Source organism: Streptomyces sp. NBC_01017, from assembly GCF_045162795.1.
GTDB lineage: Bacteria > Actinomycetota > Actinomycetes > Streptomycetales > Streptomycetaceae > Streptomyces > Streptomyces machairae.
In genome coordinates, this window is record NZ_CP108683.1 from 9,845,409 (window position 1) to 9,863,093 (window position 17,685).

The window sequence follows — 17,685 nt, forward strand, 5'->3', positions numbered from 1 at the left end:
AGCGGGCGCGGGCGGCGCATATCTGGGCAGATCGATAGAATCCTCGCATGGCGGAGCGGCCGGTCGCACCGACTGCGCCCGTACTGGTCCTGGAGACCGAGTCGGGCTCCACCGTGATGACCCCCGGCCGTGACTACCGCGTCGGACGCGACCCGCTCAGCGACGTCGTCATCGACGACGCCCGCGTCTCCTGGCACCACGCGGTACTGCGGCCCGGCGCCGACCACTGGACCCTCGCGGACGAGAACAGCACGAACGGCACCTACACCGAAGGTCACCGCATCCGCGAGTGGGACGTGGGGCCCGGCACCGTCATCCGCTTCGGCAACCCGTCCGACGGCCCCCGCGCGGTGCTGCTGGACCGCCCGGGCCCGCCGGCCGCGCCGGAACACCCCTCGGCGATCGCCATGCCCGGCCGCACCGGCACCTTCCGCCGGCCCACCTCCGTGAGGCCCCTGCCCACCCGCACCGTCCGCATCGGCCGCGCCGCCGACAACGACCTGGTCATCGACGACCTGGTCGTCTCCCGCCACCACGCCGAACTGCACGCCCTGGCCGACGGGACGTACGAGATCGCCGACCTGGGCAGCCACAACCGCACCTACCTCAACGGCAGTCCGGTCACCACCGCCCCGATCGGCCCCGGCGACATCGTCGGCATCGGCCACTCCGCGTTCTGCCTGGTCGGGGACCAGCTGCAGGAGTACGTCGACACCGGCGAGGTCTCCCTGGAGGTGCAGGACCTCGCGGTCGCCGTCGACCACGGCCGCAAGACCCTCCTGGACCATGTCTCCTTCCCGGTGGAGGAGAAGTGCCTTCTCGCCGTAGTCGGCCCGAGCGGCGCCGGAAAGTCCACGCTTCTCAACGCCCTCACCGGCCAGCGCCCCGCCGACCACGGCACCGTGCTCTACGACGGCCGCGACCTCTACCGCGACTACGCCGAGCTGCGCCAGCGCATCGGCCTGGTCCCGCAGGACGACATCCTGCACGCACAACTCACCGTCCGCAGCGCCCTGTCCTACGCCGCCGAGCTGCGCTTCCCCCAGGACACCGCCAAGGCCGAGCGCCGGGCCCGGGTCGACGAGGTCATCCACGAGCTGGGTCTGGAGCAGCGCGCCGGGCAGCCCGTGCACAGCCTCTCCGGCGGGCAGCGCAAGCGCGTCAGCGTCGCCCTTGAACTGCTGACCAAGCCGTCGCTGCTGTTCCTCGACGAGCCGACCTCCGGGCTCGACCCCGGCATGGACCGCTCGGTGATGAACATGCTGCGCGGTCTGGCCGACGACGGCCGCACCGTCATCGTCGTCACCCACAGCGTGCTCAGCCTCGACATCTGCGACCGGCTCCTCGTCCTCGCCCCCGGCGGACGCATCGCCTACTACGGCCCGCCCGAGGAGGCCCTGCTCTTCTTCGGGTTCGAGCACTGGCCGGAGGCCTTCGAGGCGTTCGAACGCGACCAGGAGCGGGACTGGGCGGGCGACTACCGCAGCTCGCTCCACCACCGGCAGTACATTGCCGACGCGACCGGCCAGCCCCGGCAGCCCCGCACCGGCCCGGTCGTGATCGCCCGGCCGCCCAGGCCGCGCAGCCGCGGCGCCCAGCTCGGCACGCTGATCCGCCGCTACACCACCGCGCTCGCCGCCGACCGCACCTTCCTCGCGATCATGATCGCCCTGCCGTTCGTGATGGGCGCGATGGCACGCGCCCTGGCCGGCAGCAGGCTGACCCAGGAGACGGCGATGAACGCGCTGCTCATCCTGTGCGTCGGCGGTGTCCTGACGGGCGCCGCGAACGCCGTGCGCGAGCTCGTCAAGGAGCGTGTCATCTACCGGCGGGAGCGCGCCGTCGGCCTGTCCAGATCGGCGTACCTGATGTCCAAGGTGGTGGTCCTGGGGACGATCACCGTGCTCCAGGCGGTCGTACTGACACTGGTGGCCCTGCTCGGCGTGGACCTCAACGCCCCCGGCGGCGAAGGCGTGTTGATGCCGCCGCTCGTCGAGATCACCGTCGCCGTCGCCCTGCTGGCCTTCACGGCGATGATGCTCGGCCTGGTCGTCTCCGCCCTGGTGCACAAGGAGGAGGTGACGATGCCGCTGCTGGTGCTGCTCGCCATCGTCCAGGTCGTCTTCTGCGGAGCCCTGCTCAAGCTCCACGGCGTACCCGGCCTGGAGCAGCTCTCCTGGGTGGTGCCCTCACGGTGGGCGCTCGGCGCGATGGCCGGCACCTTGGAGCTGTCCCGGCTGGTCCCCGGCGACCTGACCGGGGACCCGCTGTTCAAGCACGCGGCCGGCGTGTGGCTGCTCAACGTGGCCATGCTCGTCGTGCTCTCCGCGGTCTTCGGCTACGTCGTCTCCCGGCTGCTGCGCCGCCGCGAACCCGTCGTCATGCGGAAGTAGGCGAGCGCCCATGACGTCCCCCGGCTTCCGGCCCACCCACGTCGTCCCCCAGCACGGCATGCCCGCCTGGGAGGCACCCGACCCCGGCCGGCCCACCGTGCCCCTGGATGCGTTCCTGCCGGTCCAGCTCCTCGAACGGCAGGGCGACTGGGGGCACATCCTGTGCGCCAACGGCTGGTCGGCCTGGGTCGACGGCCGCCACCTGGTCGCCGTCCCGCAGGACCCGCCCACCGCCGACGCCGGACCGCTCACCACTGCCGCGGACCCGCGCCCGCTGCTCGCCCGAGTCGAGCGGGTGCTGGCCGGGTACCGGTCCGCGGTCGACGACCTCGCGGCCGGCGGCCTGGACGGCGAGTCCTTCCGCGTCCGCACATCGGGGCTGCGCATCGGGGTCGTCGTCGACGGGGAGTCCATGTGGCTCTACGACGCCGAGCACGGCCGGTGGGTGTACGCGGACGGCACCCGGCTGAGCACATACGCCACGGACGAGGGCCCCCGCGCCGCCACGGACCCCGGCCACGCCCCGACGCAGGTCGTGACGCCCGATGGTCCGTGACACGAGCCTCTTCTCCGGCCGCCCCTCCGAACTGATCGGCCGGGAGATCGCGGGCTACCGCATCGAGCGCGAGATCGGGCGCGGCGGCATGGCGGTCGTCTACCGTGCCCTCGACCTCCGCCTCGACCGCACCGTCGCCCTCAAGCTCCTCGCCCCCGAACTCTCCCGCAACGACACCTTCCGGCGCCGCTTCACCCACGAGTCCCGGGCCGCCGCCGCGATCGACCATCCGCACATCGTGCCGGTCTTCGAGGCGGGCGAGACGGACGGCGTCCTGTACATCGCCATGCGCTACGTCTCCGGCAGCGACCTGCGCCATCTCCTCGACCGCCAGGGCCCGTTGACGCCCCCGACGGCCCTGCGCATCGCCGCCCAGGTCGCCTCCGCCCTCGACGCGGCGCACGATCACGGCCTGGTCCACCGGGACGTGAAACCCGGCAACATCCTCGTCGCGCGCGGCACCGACAGTGATCACCCCGAGCACGTGTACCTCACCGACTTCGGCCTGACGAAGAAGTCGCTGTCCCTGACCGGCTTCACGACCGTCGGCCAGTTCGTCGGCACCCTCGACTACGTGGCCCCGGAGCAGATCTCGGGCAAACCGGTCGACGCCCGCTGTGACGTCTACGGCTTCGCCTGTGTGGTCTACGAGTGCCTGGCCGGCCACCCGCCGCTGCGCCGAGACAACGACATGGCCCTGCTGTGGGCCCACCAGTACGACCAGCCACCGCCCCTGACCGAGGCGCGCCCGGACCTCGCCCCGGCCGTCGACGCCGTGTTCGCCAAGGCGCTGGCCAAGAGCCCCGACGACCGGCAGGACTCCTGTCTCGCCTTCGTCGCCGACCTGCGCGCCGCGGTCGCGGGCGGTGCGGCGCAGGGGCACGCGCCGACGGAGGTGGACCTGAGGGTCGTGGAGCGGGCGAAGGAGTCCGCGAGGGACGAGCCGAAACCACCGCCCCGCTGGGCCGAGCCGGTCTTCCGGCGGTGACCGGCACCGGTGAGGCCGATCATCCCTCCACGCGCGGCGGCACCTCGCCCCTGTGCCGCACCCGCTTCGCCGGCAGCCCACCGAGGAGCCCGGTGACCAGCCCCCACAGCAGTGCCAGGCCGATGGCGCCCCACACCTCGGGCCGCAGGAACAGTTCGCCGCCCAGATCCCCGCCGAGGTCACCGATGCCCAGCACCGACAGGCCGTAGTGCGCGGACGTCCGGCCGACGAGGCAGATCATCAGCACCGTCAGCGCCAGCGCGACCGCCATGTGCACGGAATGCTGCCAGGCGCGTATCCGGGCGGGTGAACGCCTCGCCATCACGAACGCGGCAGCCAGCAGCAGGACCGCGTCGACGGCGACCAGCCACCACACCCGGCCGTCGTGCTCGGCGAGCGTGCCCAGATTCAGCTCGGCCGCCTCGCGGCCGCGCAGCACCTCGTCGAGCACCTGCGGCATGGGCAGCCCGAACGGCCCGTCCACCCGACCGTTCCAGGTCGCGCCGAGCCCGATCGTCAGGGCGAGCCACACCAGGTTCGGCAGACCGAGCAGGATCACCGCGAACGTCTCGGCCGCGTGTCCGCGCGTCGCCGCCACGACCAGGCCGATGACGACACCCAGCACGACGTATGCGAGCAGCAGCGCCACCATGGCGTACGCGGCCGGCCGCACCGACTCCTGGAAGCGCAGCAGCCGGCCCGGCAGCGGAGCCCCGCGCGAGACCAGCAGGGCCAGCACCAGCACGCCCGCCAGCCACAGCAGCCCGAAGAACAGGGTCGCCGGGATGTGGGTGGTGAAGCCGACCTCGGGCGAGATGCCGAACAGGTCCCCGAGGTCGCCGAGCGCGTCCTCCCCGAGGTCGCGCAGGGAGAGGGAGAACGTCTGGCTGGCGGCGAGGGCCAGCGCCAGGAGCGCGACGAGCCACAGCGCGGCGATCCTTACGGCCCAGCCGGCCAGCTCCCCAGCTCCGGCGACCGCCCGGTGCCGCAGCGGACGCAGGAAACCGGCGGCCAGGACGAGCGCACCGGCGAGCGTGACGGACAGCGGGATCACAGTCAGCCCGGCGTCGGACTCGGCCAGCCCTCCGGCGTTGCCCGAGAGCTCGATCGTGCCGCCGACCGCCGTGACGACGGTCGCCGCGACGACGCGGGGGAAGGCGTTGTCCGGGAGGTCTGCGGCCCCGGCCGCCCACAGCCCGAGCGTGGCGACCACCCCCATCGCCACCAGCCCGGCCAGGACCGCGAGGAAGGCCTGCACCCAGCCATGGGCGGCCACGGCCGTTCGGGAGGGGGTCGGCGAACTCACCCTGCCCACGCTAAGCAGCGCCTCGGCACCACGCCCGCCAGGAGGGCCGTCCGCGTCGGCTTGCGGGCGGCGCGGCACCGGAGCACAGAATGGGACCACCGTAGAGAAGCGACAAAAGTGACAATGGTGCGCGGCGAGTGCGCGGCGGAAGCGCCACCTGTCACGCTGGGAAGAAGGCTTCGTGAGCGTCGAACCTCCGTCGTCCGGCCGCCCCACAGGACCGCCCTCGGGCCCCCTGTCGGGTCCTTCCCAGCCACCCTCCGAGCCGCCCTCGCAGCCCCCACCGACCGGCGGCACCGGAGCACCCGGCCCCGAGCCGCGGCGCCCTTGGTGGCGGTCCGCGCCCCGCGTCGCGGCGATCGCCGTCGTGGTCGTGGCCGCCGTGATCCTCGCCGTCGTCCTCTCCCGTGGTGACGGCGGCGACGGCGGCACCGGCACGAGCGCCGACGGGGAGGTCTTCCTCCAGGCCGCCGGCAAGACGGGACCCGACCCGTTCACCGAGTCCACGGCCACGGACAGCTCCGCCCCGCCCGCCACCCCCACCCAGGCCACCGAGTCGGCGCCGTCGAACGCGGTACGCGGGGTGGAGGGCGGCGCGCCCGGCCTGTACGGCGGCACCCGCGACACCGCCGCGTGCGACGTCGAGAAGCAGATCGACTACCTCCGGGCGGCCCCGGACAGGAACAGGGCGTTCGCGTCGGTCGCGCGCGTCGACGCCGACGACGTCCCCGCATATCTGCGCGCGCTCACCCCCGTCCAGTTGCGCTTGGACACCCGTGTCACCAATCACGGCTACCGCGACGGCGCCGCCACCCGCTACCAGGCCGTCCTCCAGAGCGGCACGGCGGTGCTGGTCGACGACCGCGGGGTGCCCCGGGTGCGCTGCGCCTGCGGCAACCCGCTGACCCCGCCGGTCGCCCAGCAGGGCACGCTCGAACGGACGGGAGACTCCTGGCCGTCCTACCGCTCCTCGAACGTCGTCGTGGTCGTGCCCTCGACGACGGTCATCAACGTGTTCGTCATCTTCGACGACGAGCGCGACGAGTGGGTCGCCCGCGAGCGCGGCGACGACGGCGACAAGGACAAGAAGACCGACCGACCGGTGAAGCCCTCCCCATCGGTGAGCGTGTCGACGCCGACGTCCCCGAGTTCCCCGTCCAGTCCGCCGCCATCGACCCCGGAATCGCCCGCTCCGGAGACCTCGGCCCCCGAACCCCCGACGACCGAGCCCGAGTCGCCCGAGCCCCCCGCCCCGCCGCCGGACGAGGACACGACCACGACGTCCCGGTCGGCGCCCGCGGAGGGCGCGTCGCAGTCGCCGCCGCTGTGACGTACGGCGCGACCTGCACGGGGACTGCGCGGCCCCGCTCTGGGTAACAGGACTGGTGCAGCAGCGTCCGGCCGGGGCCGGCTTCCGAGAGAGAAACGCATGATCGAGCACGTGGACGGGGCAGTGATTCCGACTGGTTTCGACGTGCCCGTGGAACCGCTTCGGCGGGCGGCGCACTACAGCGGTGAACCGGGATGCATCGCCGAGGCGCGGTCCTTCGCAGCGCTGTTCCTCGGGCGGCTCAGGACCGAGTGGTGCGCCACGATCGGGCAGCCGGCCGAGGACAAGGTGCTGTTGGTGGTCAGCGAACTGGTCACCAACGCCGACCGGCACAGCAACGGCCCGTACATCCTGGATCTGGAGGGCACCGACGACGCGGTGACGGTCTGCGTGTACGACAGCAGCGCCGCCCTGCCGCGCCGCTATCCCAAGGATCCGCAGCGGGTCGGCCGGCACGGACTGGAGATCGTCCATGCGCTGGCCGCCGAAGTCGCCGTGGAACGGGTGCCGGTCGGCAAGCTGGTGCGGGCGGTGCTGCGGCTGGCCGACGAGTGACCGGCGGCCGGGAATTCGGTGCCGGTTCGTAGCCGCGATTTCCCCCAGGGCAGAACGCCGGTCCCTTCCCCTGCCGTCGCACGCTCATAGGCTGGGAAAGTGAGCAAACAAGCGCCGAACGAAGCCCGCGTCATTCCCCTGCGCCCGCCGGCCGCGCGCCCGGGAACGACCCGCCCCGCGTCCGAACGCCCTGCCACCCCGGCACCCGCGCCCGCCGCCACACCGCCCGCCCCGGCAGCCAAGGAACCCCTGTGGCGCGACCTGGTCGGCGACGTCCTGCGCCGCGAGCGCCTCGCCCAGGAACGCACCTTGAAGGACGTGGCCGACGCCGCCCGGATCTCCATGCCGTACCTCTCGGAGGTGGAGCGCGGCCGCAAGGAGGCCTCCTCGGAGGTCCTGGCGGCCGCCGCCCACGCCCTCGGACTCGGCCTCGGCGACCTGCTGTCACAGGCGCAGGGCGAGCTCCTCCGGCTCACCGCCCGCCGCGCCCCCACCGGCAGCCGCACCAGGGCCGGTTCACGGTACGACGGGATGTGCCTCGCGGCGTGAGGTCGCGCCGGCGCCTCAGACCCGCGCGAGGCGCCGGCTCACCACCTCGTCGGCGAGGCCGTACGCCACGGCCTCCTCGGCGGTGAACACCTTGTCGCGGTCCATGTCCGCCCGCAGGGTCGCGATGTCGTGGTGGGTGTGCCGCGCCAGCACCTCCTCGACCTGCGAGCGGATCCGGACCATCTCCTTGGCCTGGAGGGCGAGGTCGGACACCATGCCCCGGCTGCCGCCGGTGGCGGGCTGGCCGAGCAGCACGCGCGCGTGCTCGAGCACGAACCGCCGCCCCGGATCCCCTCCGGCCAGCAGAACGGCCGCGGTGGAAGCGGCCTGGCCGACGCAGAAGGTCGAGATCGGTGCCTGCACGTAGGTCATCGTGTCGTAGATCGCCATCAGCGAAGTGAACGAGCCGCCGGGGGAGTTGAGGTAGATCGCGATCTCGTTCTCCGGAGCCGAAGACTCCAGATGCAGGAGTTGCGCGATGACGACGTTGGCGACGCCGTCGTCGATCTCCGTACCGAGGAAGATGATCCGCTCCGACAGCAGCCGGCTGAACACGTCGGAGGACCGCTCGCCGTGCGCGGTCCGCTCGACGACGTACGGAATCGTGTAGTTGCCCATGTCACAGCCCCATCCGTCGCTTGGAGGCGGCCGGGCGGACGTCCGCGAGGGACTCCACGACCTGGTCCACCATGCCGTACTCCCTGGCCTCCTCGGCCGTGAACCAGCGGTCGCGGTCACCGTCCCGGGAGATGGTCTCCGGGCTCTGGCCGGTGTGCTCGGCGGTGATCCGTTCGATGGTCTTCTTCGTGAACTCCAGGTTCTCCGCCTGGATCTCGATGTCGGCGGTGGTGCCGCCGATGCCCGCCGACGGCTGGTGCATCATGATCCGCGCGTTCGGCAGCGCGTACCGCTTGCCCGCGCTGCCGACGCTCAGCAGGAACTGGCCCATGCTGGCCGCGAAGCCCATGGCGAGCGTCGCGACGTCGTTCGGGATCAGCCGCATCGTGTCGTAAATGGCCAAGCCCGCGTGCACGGAGCCGCCCGGGCTGTTGATGTACAGGCTGATGTCGGTGCGCGGGTCCTCCGCGGACAGGATCAGCAGCTGCGCGCAGACCCGGTTCGCGGAGACCTCGTCGACCTGGGTGCCCAGCAGGACGATGCGCTGGCCGAGGAGCTGGGCGGCCAACTGGTCGTCGAAGCGGGTGGGCGCGGTGTCGCCCTCCTCGGCCCGCGGCGCGAGCGTGGTGAGTGGAGTCATCGGTTCTCCTCGTGGTGGCAGGGATGCCTTCGACTCCACTCTTGACCTCGGACGACGCCGGAATGCGGTTTCTCTGCCCGCGGCAGATTCGCTACCGGCAGAGCGGCGGTCCAGGTCTCTGCCGCGTCAGCCCTCGCCCTTCTCACGCATCTGCCGGAAGAACGCCCGTACGTCCCCCACCAGCAGGTCCGGCTCCTCCATCGCCGCGAAGTGCCCGCCCCGGCCGAACTCCGTCCAGCGCACGATGTTCTCCGTCCGCTCCGCCTTGTGCCGCAGGGGGATCTGCGGGTCGCCGAAGAAGGACGCCACCGCGGTCGGGGCGGTCGAGGGCTCGTGCTGTGCGGCCACCCGGTCACCCTGGGCATGGGCGCGCTCGTAGTACACCCGGGCGGACGATCCCGCCGTGCCCGTCAGCCAGTACAGCATCACGTTGGTGAGCATCTGGTCACGGTCGACGGCCTCCTCGGGCAGCTGCTCGGAGTCGGTCCACTCCTGGAACTTCTCGACGATCCAGGCGAGTTGGCCGACCGGCGAATCCGTGAGGGCGTACGACAGGGTCTGCGGCCGGGTGGACTGCACGTGGAAGTAGCCCGTCGATCCCCGGAGCCACTGGGCCCACCGCCGCCAGGAGGTGAGCGTCCGCTCCCGCTCCTCGGGGCTCAGCGCCGCCAGCTCCTCGTCAGTCGGCTCGGTGGACGCCTGCGCGCCGGGCAGGAGATTGAGGTGGATGCCGATGACCCGGTCGGGGTGGACGCGGCCCAGCTCGCGGGAGATCCCCGCGCCCCAGTCGCCGCCCTGGGCGCCGAACCGCTCGTAGCCGAGGCGTGTCATCAGCTCGACCCACGCGTCGGCGATGCGACGCGCCTCCCAGCCGGTCTCGCGGGTCGGGCCGGAGAACCCGAATCCGGGAATGCTCGGCAGGACCACGTGGAAGGCGTCGGCGGGATCACCCCCGTGCGCCGCCGGGTCCGTCAACGGACCGACGATGTCCAGGAATTCCACGATCGAACCCGGCCAGCCGTGCGTGACGATCAGCGGGGTGGCGTCGGGCTCGGGCGAGCGGATGTGCGCGAAGTGCACATGCGCGCCGTCGATCTCGGTCGTGAACTGCGGCCACTCGTTCAGCCGTGCCTCCGCCGCCCGCCAGTCGTACTCGTGTCGCCAGTGCCGCACCAGCTCGTGCAGGTACTCCGACGGCACGCCGTAGGCCCATCCGACCCCGGGCAGCTCGTCGGGCCACCGGATGCGGTCCAGGCGGTCGTGCAGGTCGTCCAGGTCGCTCTGCGGAATGTCGATACGGAAGGGATGGATGCCGTTGACGGCGGGAGAAGGCGTCATGACGGCGATGCTAGTTCCGAACGGTGTAACGGCCACGTGGATTATCCGGCCGCGCGACCGATGAGTTCCGGGGCGAGGATCGGTCGGTACAGGTGACAGCGTTCCGCACGCCCAGGAGGTACCCATGGCAACCGACGGATTCACCACGTGTCTCTGGTACGACGGCCAGGCCGAGGAGGCCGCCAACTTCTACGTCTCCGTGTTCAAGAACTCCGGCATCGGCAAGGTCGCGCGCTACCCCGAGGGCGCGATGCAGCCGGCCGGCTCCGTCATGACCGTCGAGTTCACGGCCAACGGCCACAAGTTCCTCGCGCTCAACGGCGGCCCCCAGTTCAAGTTCACCGAGGCGACCTCCTTCATGATCTTCTGCGAGAACCAGGAGGAGATCGACTACTACTGGGAGAAGCTCACCGAGGGCGGCGGCGAGCCCGGCCCGTGCGGCTGGCTCAAGGACAGGTTCGGGCTGTCCTGGCAGGTAGTCCCGGACAGTCTCGACGCCATGGTCACCGACCCGGACCCGGCGAAGGCGGCCCGCGTGACCAAGGCCTTCATGGAGATGGGCAAGTTCGACATCGCCGCTCTGGAGAAGGCCTACGTCGGGTAGTGAACCGGCCCGCCGTCAACCGGCGGCGTGCGTGCCGATCACCCGGGTGACCTCCCGGGCGATCCGCAGGATCCCGGGCGAGCGGACCGGGCACGGCCTCGGCTTCGAGGTCGTCGGTGCCAGACAGAAGTGCAGGTAGTCGTCGTCACGGTGCAGGGCGGTCCGGTCGCGGTCCGGCTGGGTGCAGTACTCGGCGTGCGCGCGCTCGTACGCCGTGCACGGCAGGTACTGGACCCAGGCGTGACGGGCCCCGGCCGCGCTCAGCGCCTTGGCCGCGTCGGCGAGCAGGCCGCCCGAGGCGCCGGCCCGCACCTCGTACAGGGCGTTGACGCGCCGGACCCGGTCGGGAGTGATCGGATCCGGGCCCTGCAGCACCCAGACGATCCGTGTCTCACCGGCCGCGGCGATCTGGTCGGTGAGCCGCTTCAGGTCGGCCTCGTACCGCTTGAAGTACTTCCCGGGCGAGGCGTCATGGGTGATCCCGTCCATGCACGGGGTGTAGCCCCACGCGTTCCCCCAGAACTGCAGCACCACGAAGTCCGGCCGCAGCCTGCGCACCAGGGCGGCCGCCTTGTCCGCGACCGGCACGAGGGACCGCTCGCCGGTGCCCTCCAGGTAGTCGCACAGGGTCGTACCCGAATAGGGGGCGCTCGTGTACGTCGCCCCCAGCTCGCGGCGCAACTCCTGCCCGAGCACGTCCTGCGCCTCCATGGCGAGGGAGTCGCCCAGGTACAGCACGGTGGGCGCCTTCGCAGGGGCTTTCTCATCGGTGCCGGTGCCGGTGCCGGTGCTCGCGCTCGGGGAGGCCGGCGCCCGCTGTTGCGTGGTCACCGACGCCTGCGGTGCGTCCGGAGGCGGCGCCGCCTCCGGCTCGGACGCCGGATCCCCGCACGCGCCGAGCAGCACGGCGGCCAGCAGTAGCCCCACGATCCACGGCCTGCGCATACGGCAACTCCCGCCCCGGGCACCGAAAACGGTTCCCCAGGCAAGCACAGCCGGGCCCAAGGCGGAAGGCACGCGTCGGCCATGGCCCACCCATGGCCGACGCGCACCCGACGGTCGGTCAGACGCGGTCCGCCGCGATCAGCAGGTACTGGAAACTGCCGTTGCGGTACGCGTTCAGGAACGTGTCCTCGATGCCCGTCACCAGGTGCTCGGCCTCACGGCGCAGCTCCCAGTAGGGCATGGTCGCCTCGGTGAGGTCCTCCACATGGACCGGGACGAGCCGGTTTCGGGCCATGGCGCGGAAGTACTCCGAGCGTGGGTGGATGTCGCAGATGTAGTGGGCGTTGATCAGGGACACCTCGCGCGAGGCGCGGCCGTAGGTGTCGTTGTAGCAGCCGGTGATGGTCACGTAGCGGCCGCCGCGGCGCAGCAGCCGGGCGTGCTCGGCGAACAGCAGGTCGAGCTCGACGTACATGGTCGACTCGTTGTTCCACGAGGCCGCATACGCCCCGGTCTGTAGCCCGGTGTCGAGCATGTTGCGGTGGTGGTAGCGCACCCGGCCGTCGATGCCCCGCTTGCGGGCCTGGGCGTTCGCGAACTCCGCCTGCTTCTGCGAGATGGTGACGCCGTCGGCGTGGCAGCCGTACCGCAGATGCGCCGTAACGCTGCCGCCGCCGCGCCCGCAACCGGCATCGAAGACGCGGTCGGTGGGGGAGAGGGGGCCGAGCCGGTCGGCGAGCAGTTCGGCCTGGGCGTGCTCCAGCCGGTGCAGTTCGGTGGTGATGCGCTCCCGCCGCAGGTCCGGGTCGCGTTCGTCGAGCACGGAGCGGTCGGCGGCTCCGATGCCGTAGTGATGGTGGTAGAGGTCGTCGAGCTTTCCGAGTTCGAGGTTGACCGGGTTCTCCTCGGCGTTCCAGTAGTCCGCGACGCGGGTCTGGTACGTGGACTGGGTCGGCACCGATGCTGCCTTGGTGCCGGCGTCGGGGGCGATGGTCAACGGTGACTCCTCGTGCTGGTACTTGTGACGCTCTGTCATTCGATCGCGCTTTACCAGTAGTTGGGCAGGTGGTAGCGGTGGGTGTTGGTGGAGTGCCACTCGTGGTTGCCGGCCACCCAGTCGGACAGGCCCCGGGCGTACCGCTCGACGAGCGGTGAGGTGGCGGACAGCAGGGCCGACTCCTCCTCGAACGCCTCCATGATCCGGTTGTGGATCTCGACGGCCTTGAGGTAGGCGGCCTTCAGACCGCAGTGCTCGTTCGCGGCGATGACCTGTGGCAGGTTCAGATGGTCGGGGTCGCTCGCCAGCTCCTTGGTGAAGGAGTACAGGTCGTTGACGATCGTGGTGGCGTTGCAGGCGAGCGCCGTGATCCGCTGGATCTCGGGGCGGGCGTAGACCACCTCGGGCAGTTCGTAGCCGTCCACGGCGTCCACGATCGACAGACAGGGGCGGAAGTTGTTGAACTGCCGCATCACCAGGTACTCCCAGACCTGCGGGACATACCGGGTCTCCGCCCAGGCGGCCTCGGCGAGATAGCCCAGGTGCAGCCGGGCGATGTCGTGGACGAAGCGGTCGGTCTGGCTCGGAGTGGCGAAGGCGGCGTAGTCCTGGAGGGCGAAGTGGTACGAGCGCAGCGGACCGTCGGCCCGCACGCCGTGCCGCCACTGCTCCTCCAGCTCGGGGATGCCGTGGTACGGGTCGAGCGCCGACTGGGCCATGATCAGCCGGCCCCCGAGGCCCCGGCGCGCTCCGCCCCGGCCCTCGTCCTCCTCGCAGTAGCAGGAGTCGACGACGTTCTCGGCGAGCAGCAACTCGCCCGCGGCCGTCAGACGTTCCAGATCGAGCGCCTGAGGATGCTGGAGCACCACGGCCCGCCCGAACTGGAACCCCGAGAAGTCGCCCTTCCACGCCTCGGGGAACAGATCGAGATGCCGGGCCCACTCCTCCAGCCTGCGGTCGACCTCCGCGGCCTTCACGGGGTCGGCGGGGGCCACCTGCCGGTACCGGAGCCCGGGAATCGCCCCGGTGCGCCGCTGGGTGCCGAACGAGCTCGCGATGTTCGGCGGTCCCGGCAGTGCGAAGCCGGAGACGGGGGAGGACGCGCTCATCGGGTGCTCCACGCGGTCACTCGGCCGTCCGGCCGATCTGGGCGTTCTCCAGGATCCCGACCGCGTCGGGGACGAGGATCGCCATCGAGTAGTAGGCGGTGACCAGGTAGCGCATGATCGAGTTGGCGTCGATGCCCATGAACCGCACGTTCAGGCCCGGCTGGTACTCCTCCGGAATGCCCGTCTGATACAGACCGATGGCGCCCTGGTCGCCCTCCCCGGTGCGCAGCGCGATGATGCTGCTGGTGTGCTGCGGGCTGATCGGGATCTTGTTGCACGGGAAGATCGGCACACCCCGCCAGGCGGGGATCTCGTGCCCGTCGACATTCGCCGTGCCCGGCACCAGACCACGCCGGTTGCACTGCCGGAAGAAGGCCGAGATCGCCTTCGGATGGGCGATGAACAGCTTGGTCTTGCGGCGCATCGACAGCAGTTCGTCCATGTCGTCGGGGGTCGGCGGCCCCGTGAAGGTGCTGACGCGCTGCCCGTGGTCGGCGTTGGCCAGCAGCCCGAACTCCCGGTTGTTGACCAGCTCCCACTCCTGCCGTTCGCGGATCTCCTCGATGGTGAGGCGCAGTTGCTGCTCGGTCTGGTTCATCGGGTCGTTGAAGAGGTCGGCCACCCGGGTGTGCACGCGCAGCACGGTCTGGGTGAGGGACAACTCGTACTCGCGCGGCGCGAGTTCGTAGTCGACGAAGCCACCGCCGATCGTCGGCTCGCCGATGTGGCCGGCCTGCACCGGAACGTCGGCCTCGCCCTTGCGGTTCATGGGCAGCTTCTGGCGTTCGCCGTACGCCTCCAGATGCGCCGCGAGGGACGGCACCCGGTCGACGAACTCCGCGACCACGTTCCAGGGGAGTGCCAGCAGGACACCCGACGTCTCCGCACGCACCGAGCTCAGCCACAGCGGGTCGGACTGGCCGATGGCCTCGTCGCCGAGCTGGTCGCCGTCGGTGACGACCCCGAGGATCTCCTCCTCGCCGTACTTGCCCTCGGTGAAGCGGGTGAAGCGGCCGTGCACGACGAGATAGGCCTCCGTGACCGACTGCCCGCCCGCGACGAGCACCTGGCCGGCCCGGACCTCGCGCACCCGGAAACGGGTCGCGATCTCCTTGAGGACATCGATGTCGGAGTAGCCGCGCAGGGCGGGCAGTTCGGTGAGCGTCTGCGGGATGACCTTGATGTCGTCGGCGCCGTTCTGCTCGAACTGCACCCGGCCACGGCCCACGCGCAGCTGGAGGCGCCGGTTGACCCGGTAGGTACCGCCCTTGACGTCCACCCACGGCAGCATCTTCAGCAGCCATCGCGAGGAGATGGCCTGCATCTGCGGTTCGGACTTGGTGGTCGTGGTGAGCTGGCGCGCCGCATGGGTGCCGAGACTGGTGAGTTGTCCGTCGGCGGAGGAGGCGGAGTCGTCGGTGGCGGGTTCCGTGGCGCTGTCGGGTACGGACACGTATCTCCCTAGAGGGTGATCGGGCGTGAGCGAAGTGGTCGGTGACGACGGCAACCGCGGGCGCGTGATGAGGGCTGCCCAGTGGCACTGGTGAGCCGCACGCGCCGCAGGGACAAGCCAAACAGCGCAGGTGGTGGGGTCGGTACGGCGTGAAGGGGGCGGTTTGATCACCTGAGTGGTGCAAACTCTCCCTGGAAGCAGAGGGCACACACGCATGTGCCCGCACGCCGGTCGCGTTCGGCTCGACGTGCGGGCGCGTGGGGCGCGCGACCTGCGAGCTCTCGCACTTCGTGTCCCGTCCGGCGCGCGGCCACGAGGCTCAGGAGACGTCGTTCACCAGTACGGCCGCTCCGTCGAAGCGCCCGGCCTTGAGATCCCGCAGTGCCTCGTCGGCCCGGGAGAGCGGATACGTGTGCGTCGTGGCGCGCACGGAGTGCTCGGCGGCGAGTGCCAGGAACTCACGGCCGTCCGCGCGCGTGTTGGAGGTGACGCTGCGCAGCTGCTTCTCGTAGAACAGCTCGGTCTCGTAGTGCAGTGCCGGGACGTCGGAGAGGTGGATGCCCGCGACGGCCAGGGTGCCGCCCCGGTCGAGGGCGCGCAGCGCGACCGGGACCAGCTCGCCGACCGGCGCGAACAGGATCGCGCTGTCCAGCGGCTCGGGCGGCATCTCCTGCGCGTCGCGCGCCGAGGCGGCGCCCAGATCGAGCGCCAGCTGCCGCGCGGCCGCCCCGCGCGTGAGGACGTGCACGGTGGCGCCCTCGGCCATCGCCACCTGCGCGCACAGATGGGCACTGCCCCCGAAGCCGTACAGCCCGAGCCGCCCGCCCGGTGGCAGCGCGGCGCGTCGCAGGGCGCGATACCCGATGATCCCGGCGCACAGCAGCGGCGCGCCCGCCACGTCGTCCAGGCCGTCGGGCAGCCGGTAGGCGAACGCGGCCGGCACGGTCGTGTACTCGGCGTACCCGCCGTCGGCGTCCCAGCCGGTGTACGCCGAAGCCGGGCACAGGTTCTCGGCGCCCCGCGCGCAGTACCCGCACGAACCGTCCGTCCGCCGCAGCCAGGCCACCCCCACCCGCTCCCCTATACCGAAGCCGCTCACGGCCGCCCCGAACCCCGCGACCACGCCGACGACCTCGTGCCCCGGCGTCACACCCGGCCGGTGCACCTCCAGATCACCCTCGGCGACGTGCAGATCCGTGCGGCACACACCGCACGCCCGCACGCGCACGAGCAGCTCGTCGTCCCCCGGCACCGGCACCGGCTTCTCGACCGGCCGCAGGGACCCCGACTCGACCGGCCCCGGCTCGACCACCGACCACGCGCGCATCGTCCCGTCCGCCATACCGTGTCCCGTTCGTCGACCGGCTGCCGTCCACCCCCAGTCTGGAGCGGAACAGGGCATTCGGCGCGCGGCCGGAGGGCCGGGTGACTAGCGTAAGAATCCGGACAACTCACCGATCCGGGAGAGGGCCGCAACCATGGCCGTGAAACCTGATGGAACGCCGATCTGGGCCGACGCGATGTTCAGTGACGTCGAGGGAGCGAAGAGCTTCTACGGCGACGTCCTGGGCTGGACCTTCGGCGAGGAGTCGACGGAGTTCGGCAACTACACCCAGGCCTACGCGAACGGCAAGGCGGCCGCCGCGGTGGTGCCGCCGATGCCCGGTCAGGAGGGCCAGTCGCAGTGGTGCCTCTACTTCGCCTCCTCCGACGCAGGCGCGAGCGCCGCCAAGATCCGTGAGAACGGTGGCGAGATCCTGATGGAGCCGATGGCGGTCGGCGAGTTCGGCAGCATGTGCCTGGCCCGGGACCCCGGCGGTGTCGTCTTCGGTGTCTGGCAGCCCGGCACCCACAAGGGCTTCGAGACGGAGATGGATCAGCACGGTGCCTTCTGCTGGTCGGAGATCTTCACCCGCGAGCCGGAGAAGTCCGACGCCTTCTTCCCCGCCGTATTCGGCTATGGGCAGCAGCAGATGGAAGACGGCGAGATGGACTTCCGCCTCTACACCCTCGGCGCGGACACCATGGCCCTGGGCCGGATGAAGATGACGTCCGACTTCCCGCCCGACATCCCGCCGTGGATCAACGTCTACTTCAACGTCCCCGACTGCGACGACGCCGTCGCCAAGGCCACCAAGCTCGGCGGTGTGCTGCGCTTCGGCCCGATGACCAGCCCCTTCGGCCGGTTCGCGGCGCTGAGCGACCCGCAGGGCGCGAACTTCTCGGTGATCGACACCGGTACGACCGAGGGCGACATGCCCAAGCTCAGCGACGTCTCCTGACCGACTCCGCGATTCCGGGCAC

The 17,685-nt window shown here is 71.3% G+C and carries 17 protein-coding genes; 8 read left to right on the plus strand and 9 right to left on the minus strand.

Translation table 11 applies throughout. The features are described from left to right. Positions 1-47 precede the first annotated feature (47 nt). The 3 genes from OG331_RS45055 to OG331_RS45065 are packed head-to-tail and all read left to right on the plus strand — an operon-like array spanning position 48 to position 3,937. Positions 48-2,393: an FHA domain-containing protein gene (locus tag OG331_RS45055; RefSeq protein ID WP_406208371.1), complete on the plus strand. Its 2,346-nt coding sequence runs from the start codon at positions 48-50 to the stop codon at positions 2,391-2,393. A gap of 10 nt (positions 2,394-2,403) precedes the next feature. Next, positions 2,404-2,949, plus strand: a complete 546-nt coding sequence (locus OG331_RS45060; RefSeq protein WP_406208374.1) for a hypothetical protein — start codon at positions 2,404-2,406, stop codon at positions 2,947-2,949. Further along, on the plus strand, positions 2,939-3,937 hold the full coding sequence (locus OG331_RS45065) for a serine/threonine-protein kinase (protein ID WP_383232447.1): 999 nt from the start codon (positions 2,939-2,941) through the stop codon (positions 3,935-3,937). The genes OG331_RS45060 and OG331_RS45065 overlap by 11 nt, the downstream gene beginning before the upstream one ends. A gap of 19 nt (positions 3,938-3,956) precedes the next feature. Here the strand turns inward: OG331_RS45065 and OG331_RS45070 are convergent, their stop codons facing one another. Further along, entirely contained in the window at positions 3,957-5,243 is a 1,287-nt protein-coding gene (locus OG331_RS45070) for a streptophobe family protein (protein ID WP_406208377.1), read from the minus strand. Positions 5,244-5,424: 181 nt separating this feature from the next. On the opposite strand from OG331_RS45070, the gene OG331_RS45075 reads away from it, so the two are divergent. The 3 genes from OG331_RS45075 to OG331_RS45085 all read left to right on the plus strand — a co-directional run bounded on the left by OG331_RS45075 (position 5,425) and on the right by OG331_RS45085 (position 7,677). Then, positions 5,425-6,573, plus strand: coding sequence for a DUF6777 domain-containing protein (locus OG331_RS45075; RefSeq protein WP_406208379.1), 1,149 nt, complete (start codon positions 5,425-5,427; stop codon positions 6,571-6,573). 99 nt (positions 6,574-6,672) lie between these two features. Continuing rightward, entirely contained in the window at positions 6,673-7,128 is a 456-nt protein-coding gene (locus OG331_RS45080; protein WP_362389201.1) for an ATP-binding protein, read from the plus strand. Between the two features lie 99 nt (positions 7,129-7,227). Then, the gene (locus tag OG331_RS45085) at positions 7,228-7,677 is read left to right on the plus strand and encodes a helix-turn-helix domain-containing protein (RefSeq protein WP_406208384.1); all 450 of its coding nucleotides are present in this window, start codon (positions 7,228-7,230) and stop codon (positions 7,675-7,677) included. Between the two features lie 15 nt (positions 7,678-7,692). Here the strand turns inward: OG331_RS45085 and OG331_RS45090 are convergent, their stop codons facing one another. From OG331_RS45090 to OG331_RS45100, 3 genes are all read right to left on the minus strand, one after another. Then, positions 7,693-8,295, minus strand: a complete 603-nt coding sequence (locus OG331_RS45090) for a ClpP family protease (protein WP_383232435.1) — start codon at positions 8,293-8,295, stop codon at positions 7,693-7,695. Position 8,296: 1 nt separating this feature from the next. Further along, positions 8,297-8,935: an ATP-dependent Clp protease proteolytic subunit gene (locus tag OG331_RS45095; protein ID WP_362389203.1), complete on the minus strand. Its 639-nt coding sequence runs from the start codon at positions 8,933-8,935 to the stop codon at positions 8,297-8,299. A 126-nt stretch (positions 8,936-9,061) separates the two neighbouring features. Next, a complete protein-coding gene (locus tag OG331_RS45100; RefSeq protein WP_406208389.1) occupies positions 9,062-10,273 on the minus strand; it encodes an epoxide hydrolase family protein in 1,212 nt (403 codons plus the stop codon). A 124-nt stretch (positions 10,274-10,397) separates the two neighbouring features. Between OG331_RS45100 and OG331_RS45105 the strand changes: the two genes are divergently transcribed. Beyond that, the gene (locus OG331_RS45105) at positions 10,398-10,877 is read left to right on the plus strand and encodes a VOC family protein (protein WP_362389205.1); all 480 of its coding nucleotides are present in this window, start codon (positions 10,398-10,400) and stop codon (positions 10,875-10,877) included. A gap of 15 nt (positions 10,878-10,892) precedes the next feature. Here the strand turns inward: OG331_RS45105 and OG331_RS45110 are convergent, their stop codons facing one another. The 5 genes from OG331_RS45110 to OG331_RS45130 form a co-directional block, all read right to left on the minus strand. Then, positions 10,893-11,822 carry an SGNH/GDSL hydrolase family protein gene (locus OG331_RS45110; RefSeq protein ID WP_406208391.1) on the minus strand — a complete coding sequence of 310 codons (930 nt, stop codon included), beginning with the start codon at positions 11,820-11,822 and terminating at the stop codon, positions 10,893-10,895. A gap of 118 nt (positions 11,823-11,940) precedes the next feature. After that, complete coding sequence (locus OG331_RS45115; RefSeq protein ID WP_406210731.1) at positions 11,941-12,819, minus strand: geranyl diphosphate 2-C-methyltransferase; 879 nt, start codon at positions 12,817-12,819, stop codon at positions 11,941-11,943. 50 nt (positions 12,820-12,869) lie between these two features. After that, on the minus strand, positions 12,870-13,928 hold the full coding sequence (locus OG331_RS45120) for a family 2 encapsulin nanocompartment cargo protein terpene cyclase (protein ID WP_406208394.1): 1,059 nt from the start codon (positions 13,926-13,928) through the stop codon (positions 12,870-12,872). A gap of 16 nt (positions 13,929-13,944) precedes the next feature. Continuing rightward, positions 13,945-15,381, minus strand: coding sequence for a family 2B encapsulin nanocompartment shell protein (locus tag OG331_RS45125; protein ID WP_406208397.1), 1,437 nt, complete (start codon positions 15,379-15,381; stop codon positions 13,945-13,947). 319 nt (positions 15,382-15,700) lie between these two features. Next, positions 15,701-16,708, minus strand: coding sequence for a zinc-binding alcohol dehydrogenase family protein (locus tag OG331_RS45130; RefSeq protein WP_406210734.1), 1,008 nt, complete (start codon positions 16,706-16,708; stop codon positions 15,701-15,703). 151 nt (positions 16,709-16,859) lie between these two features. Between OG331_RS45130 and OG331_RS45135 the strand changes: the two genes are divergently transcribed. Continuing rightward, positions 16,860-17,663 (plus strand): VOC family protein, encoded by an 804-nt coding sequence (locus OG331_RS45135; protein ID WP_406208399.1) that lies wholly within the window; start codon positions 16,860-16,862, stop codon positions 17,661-17,663. Positions 17,664-17,685: the final 22 nt, after the last annotated feature.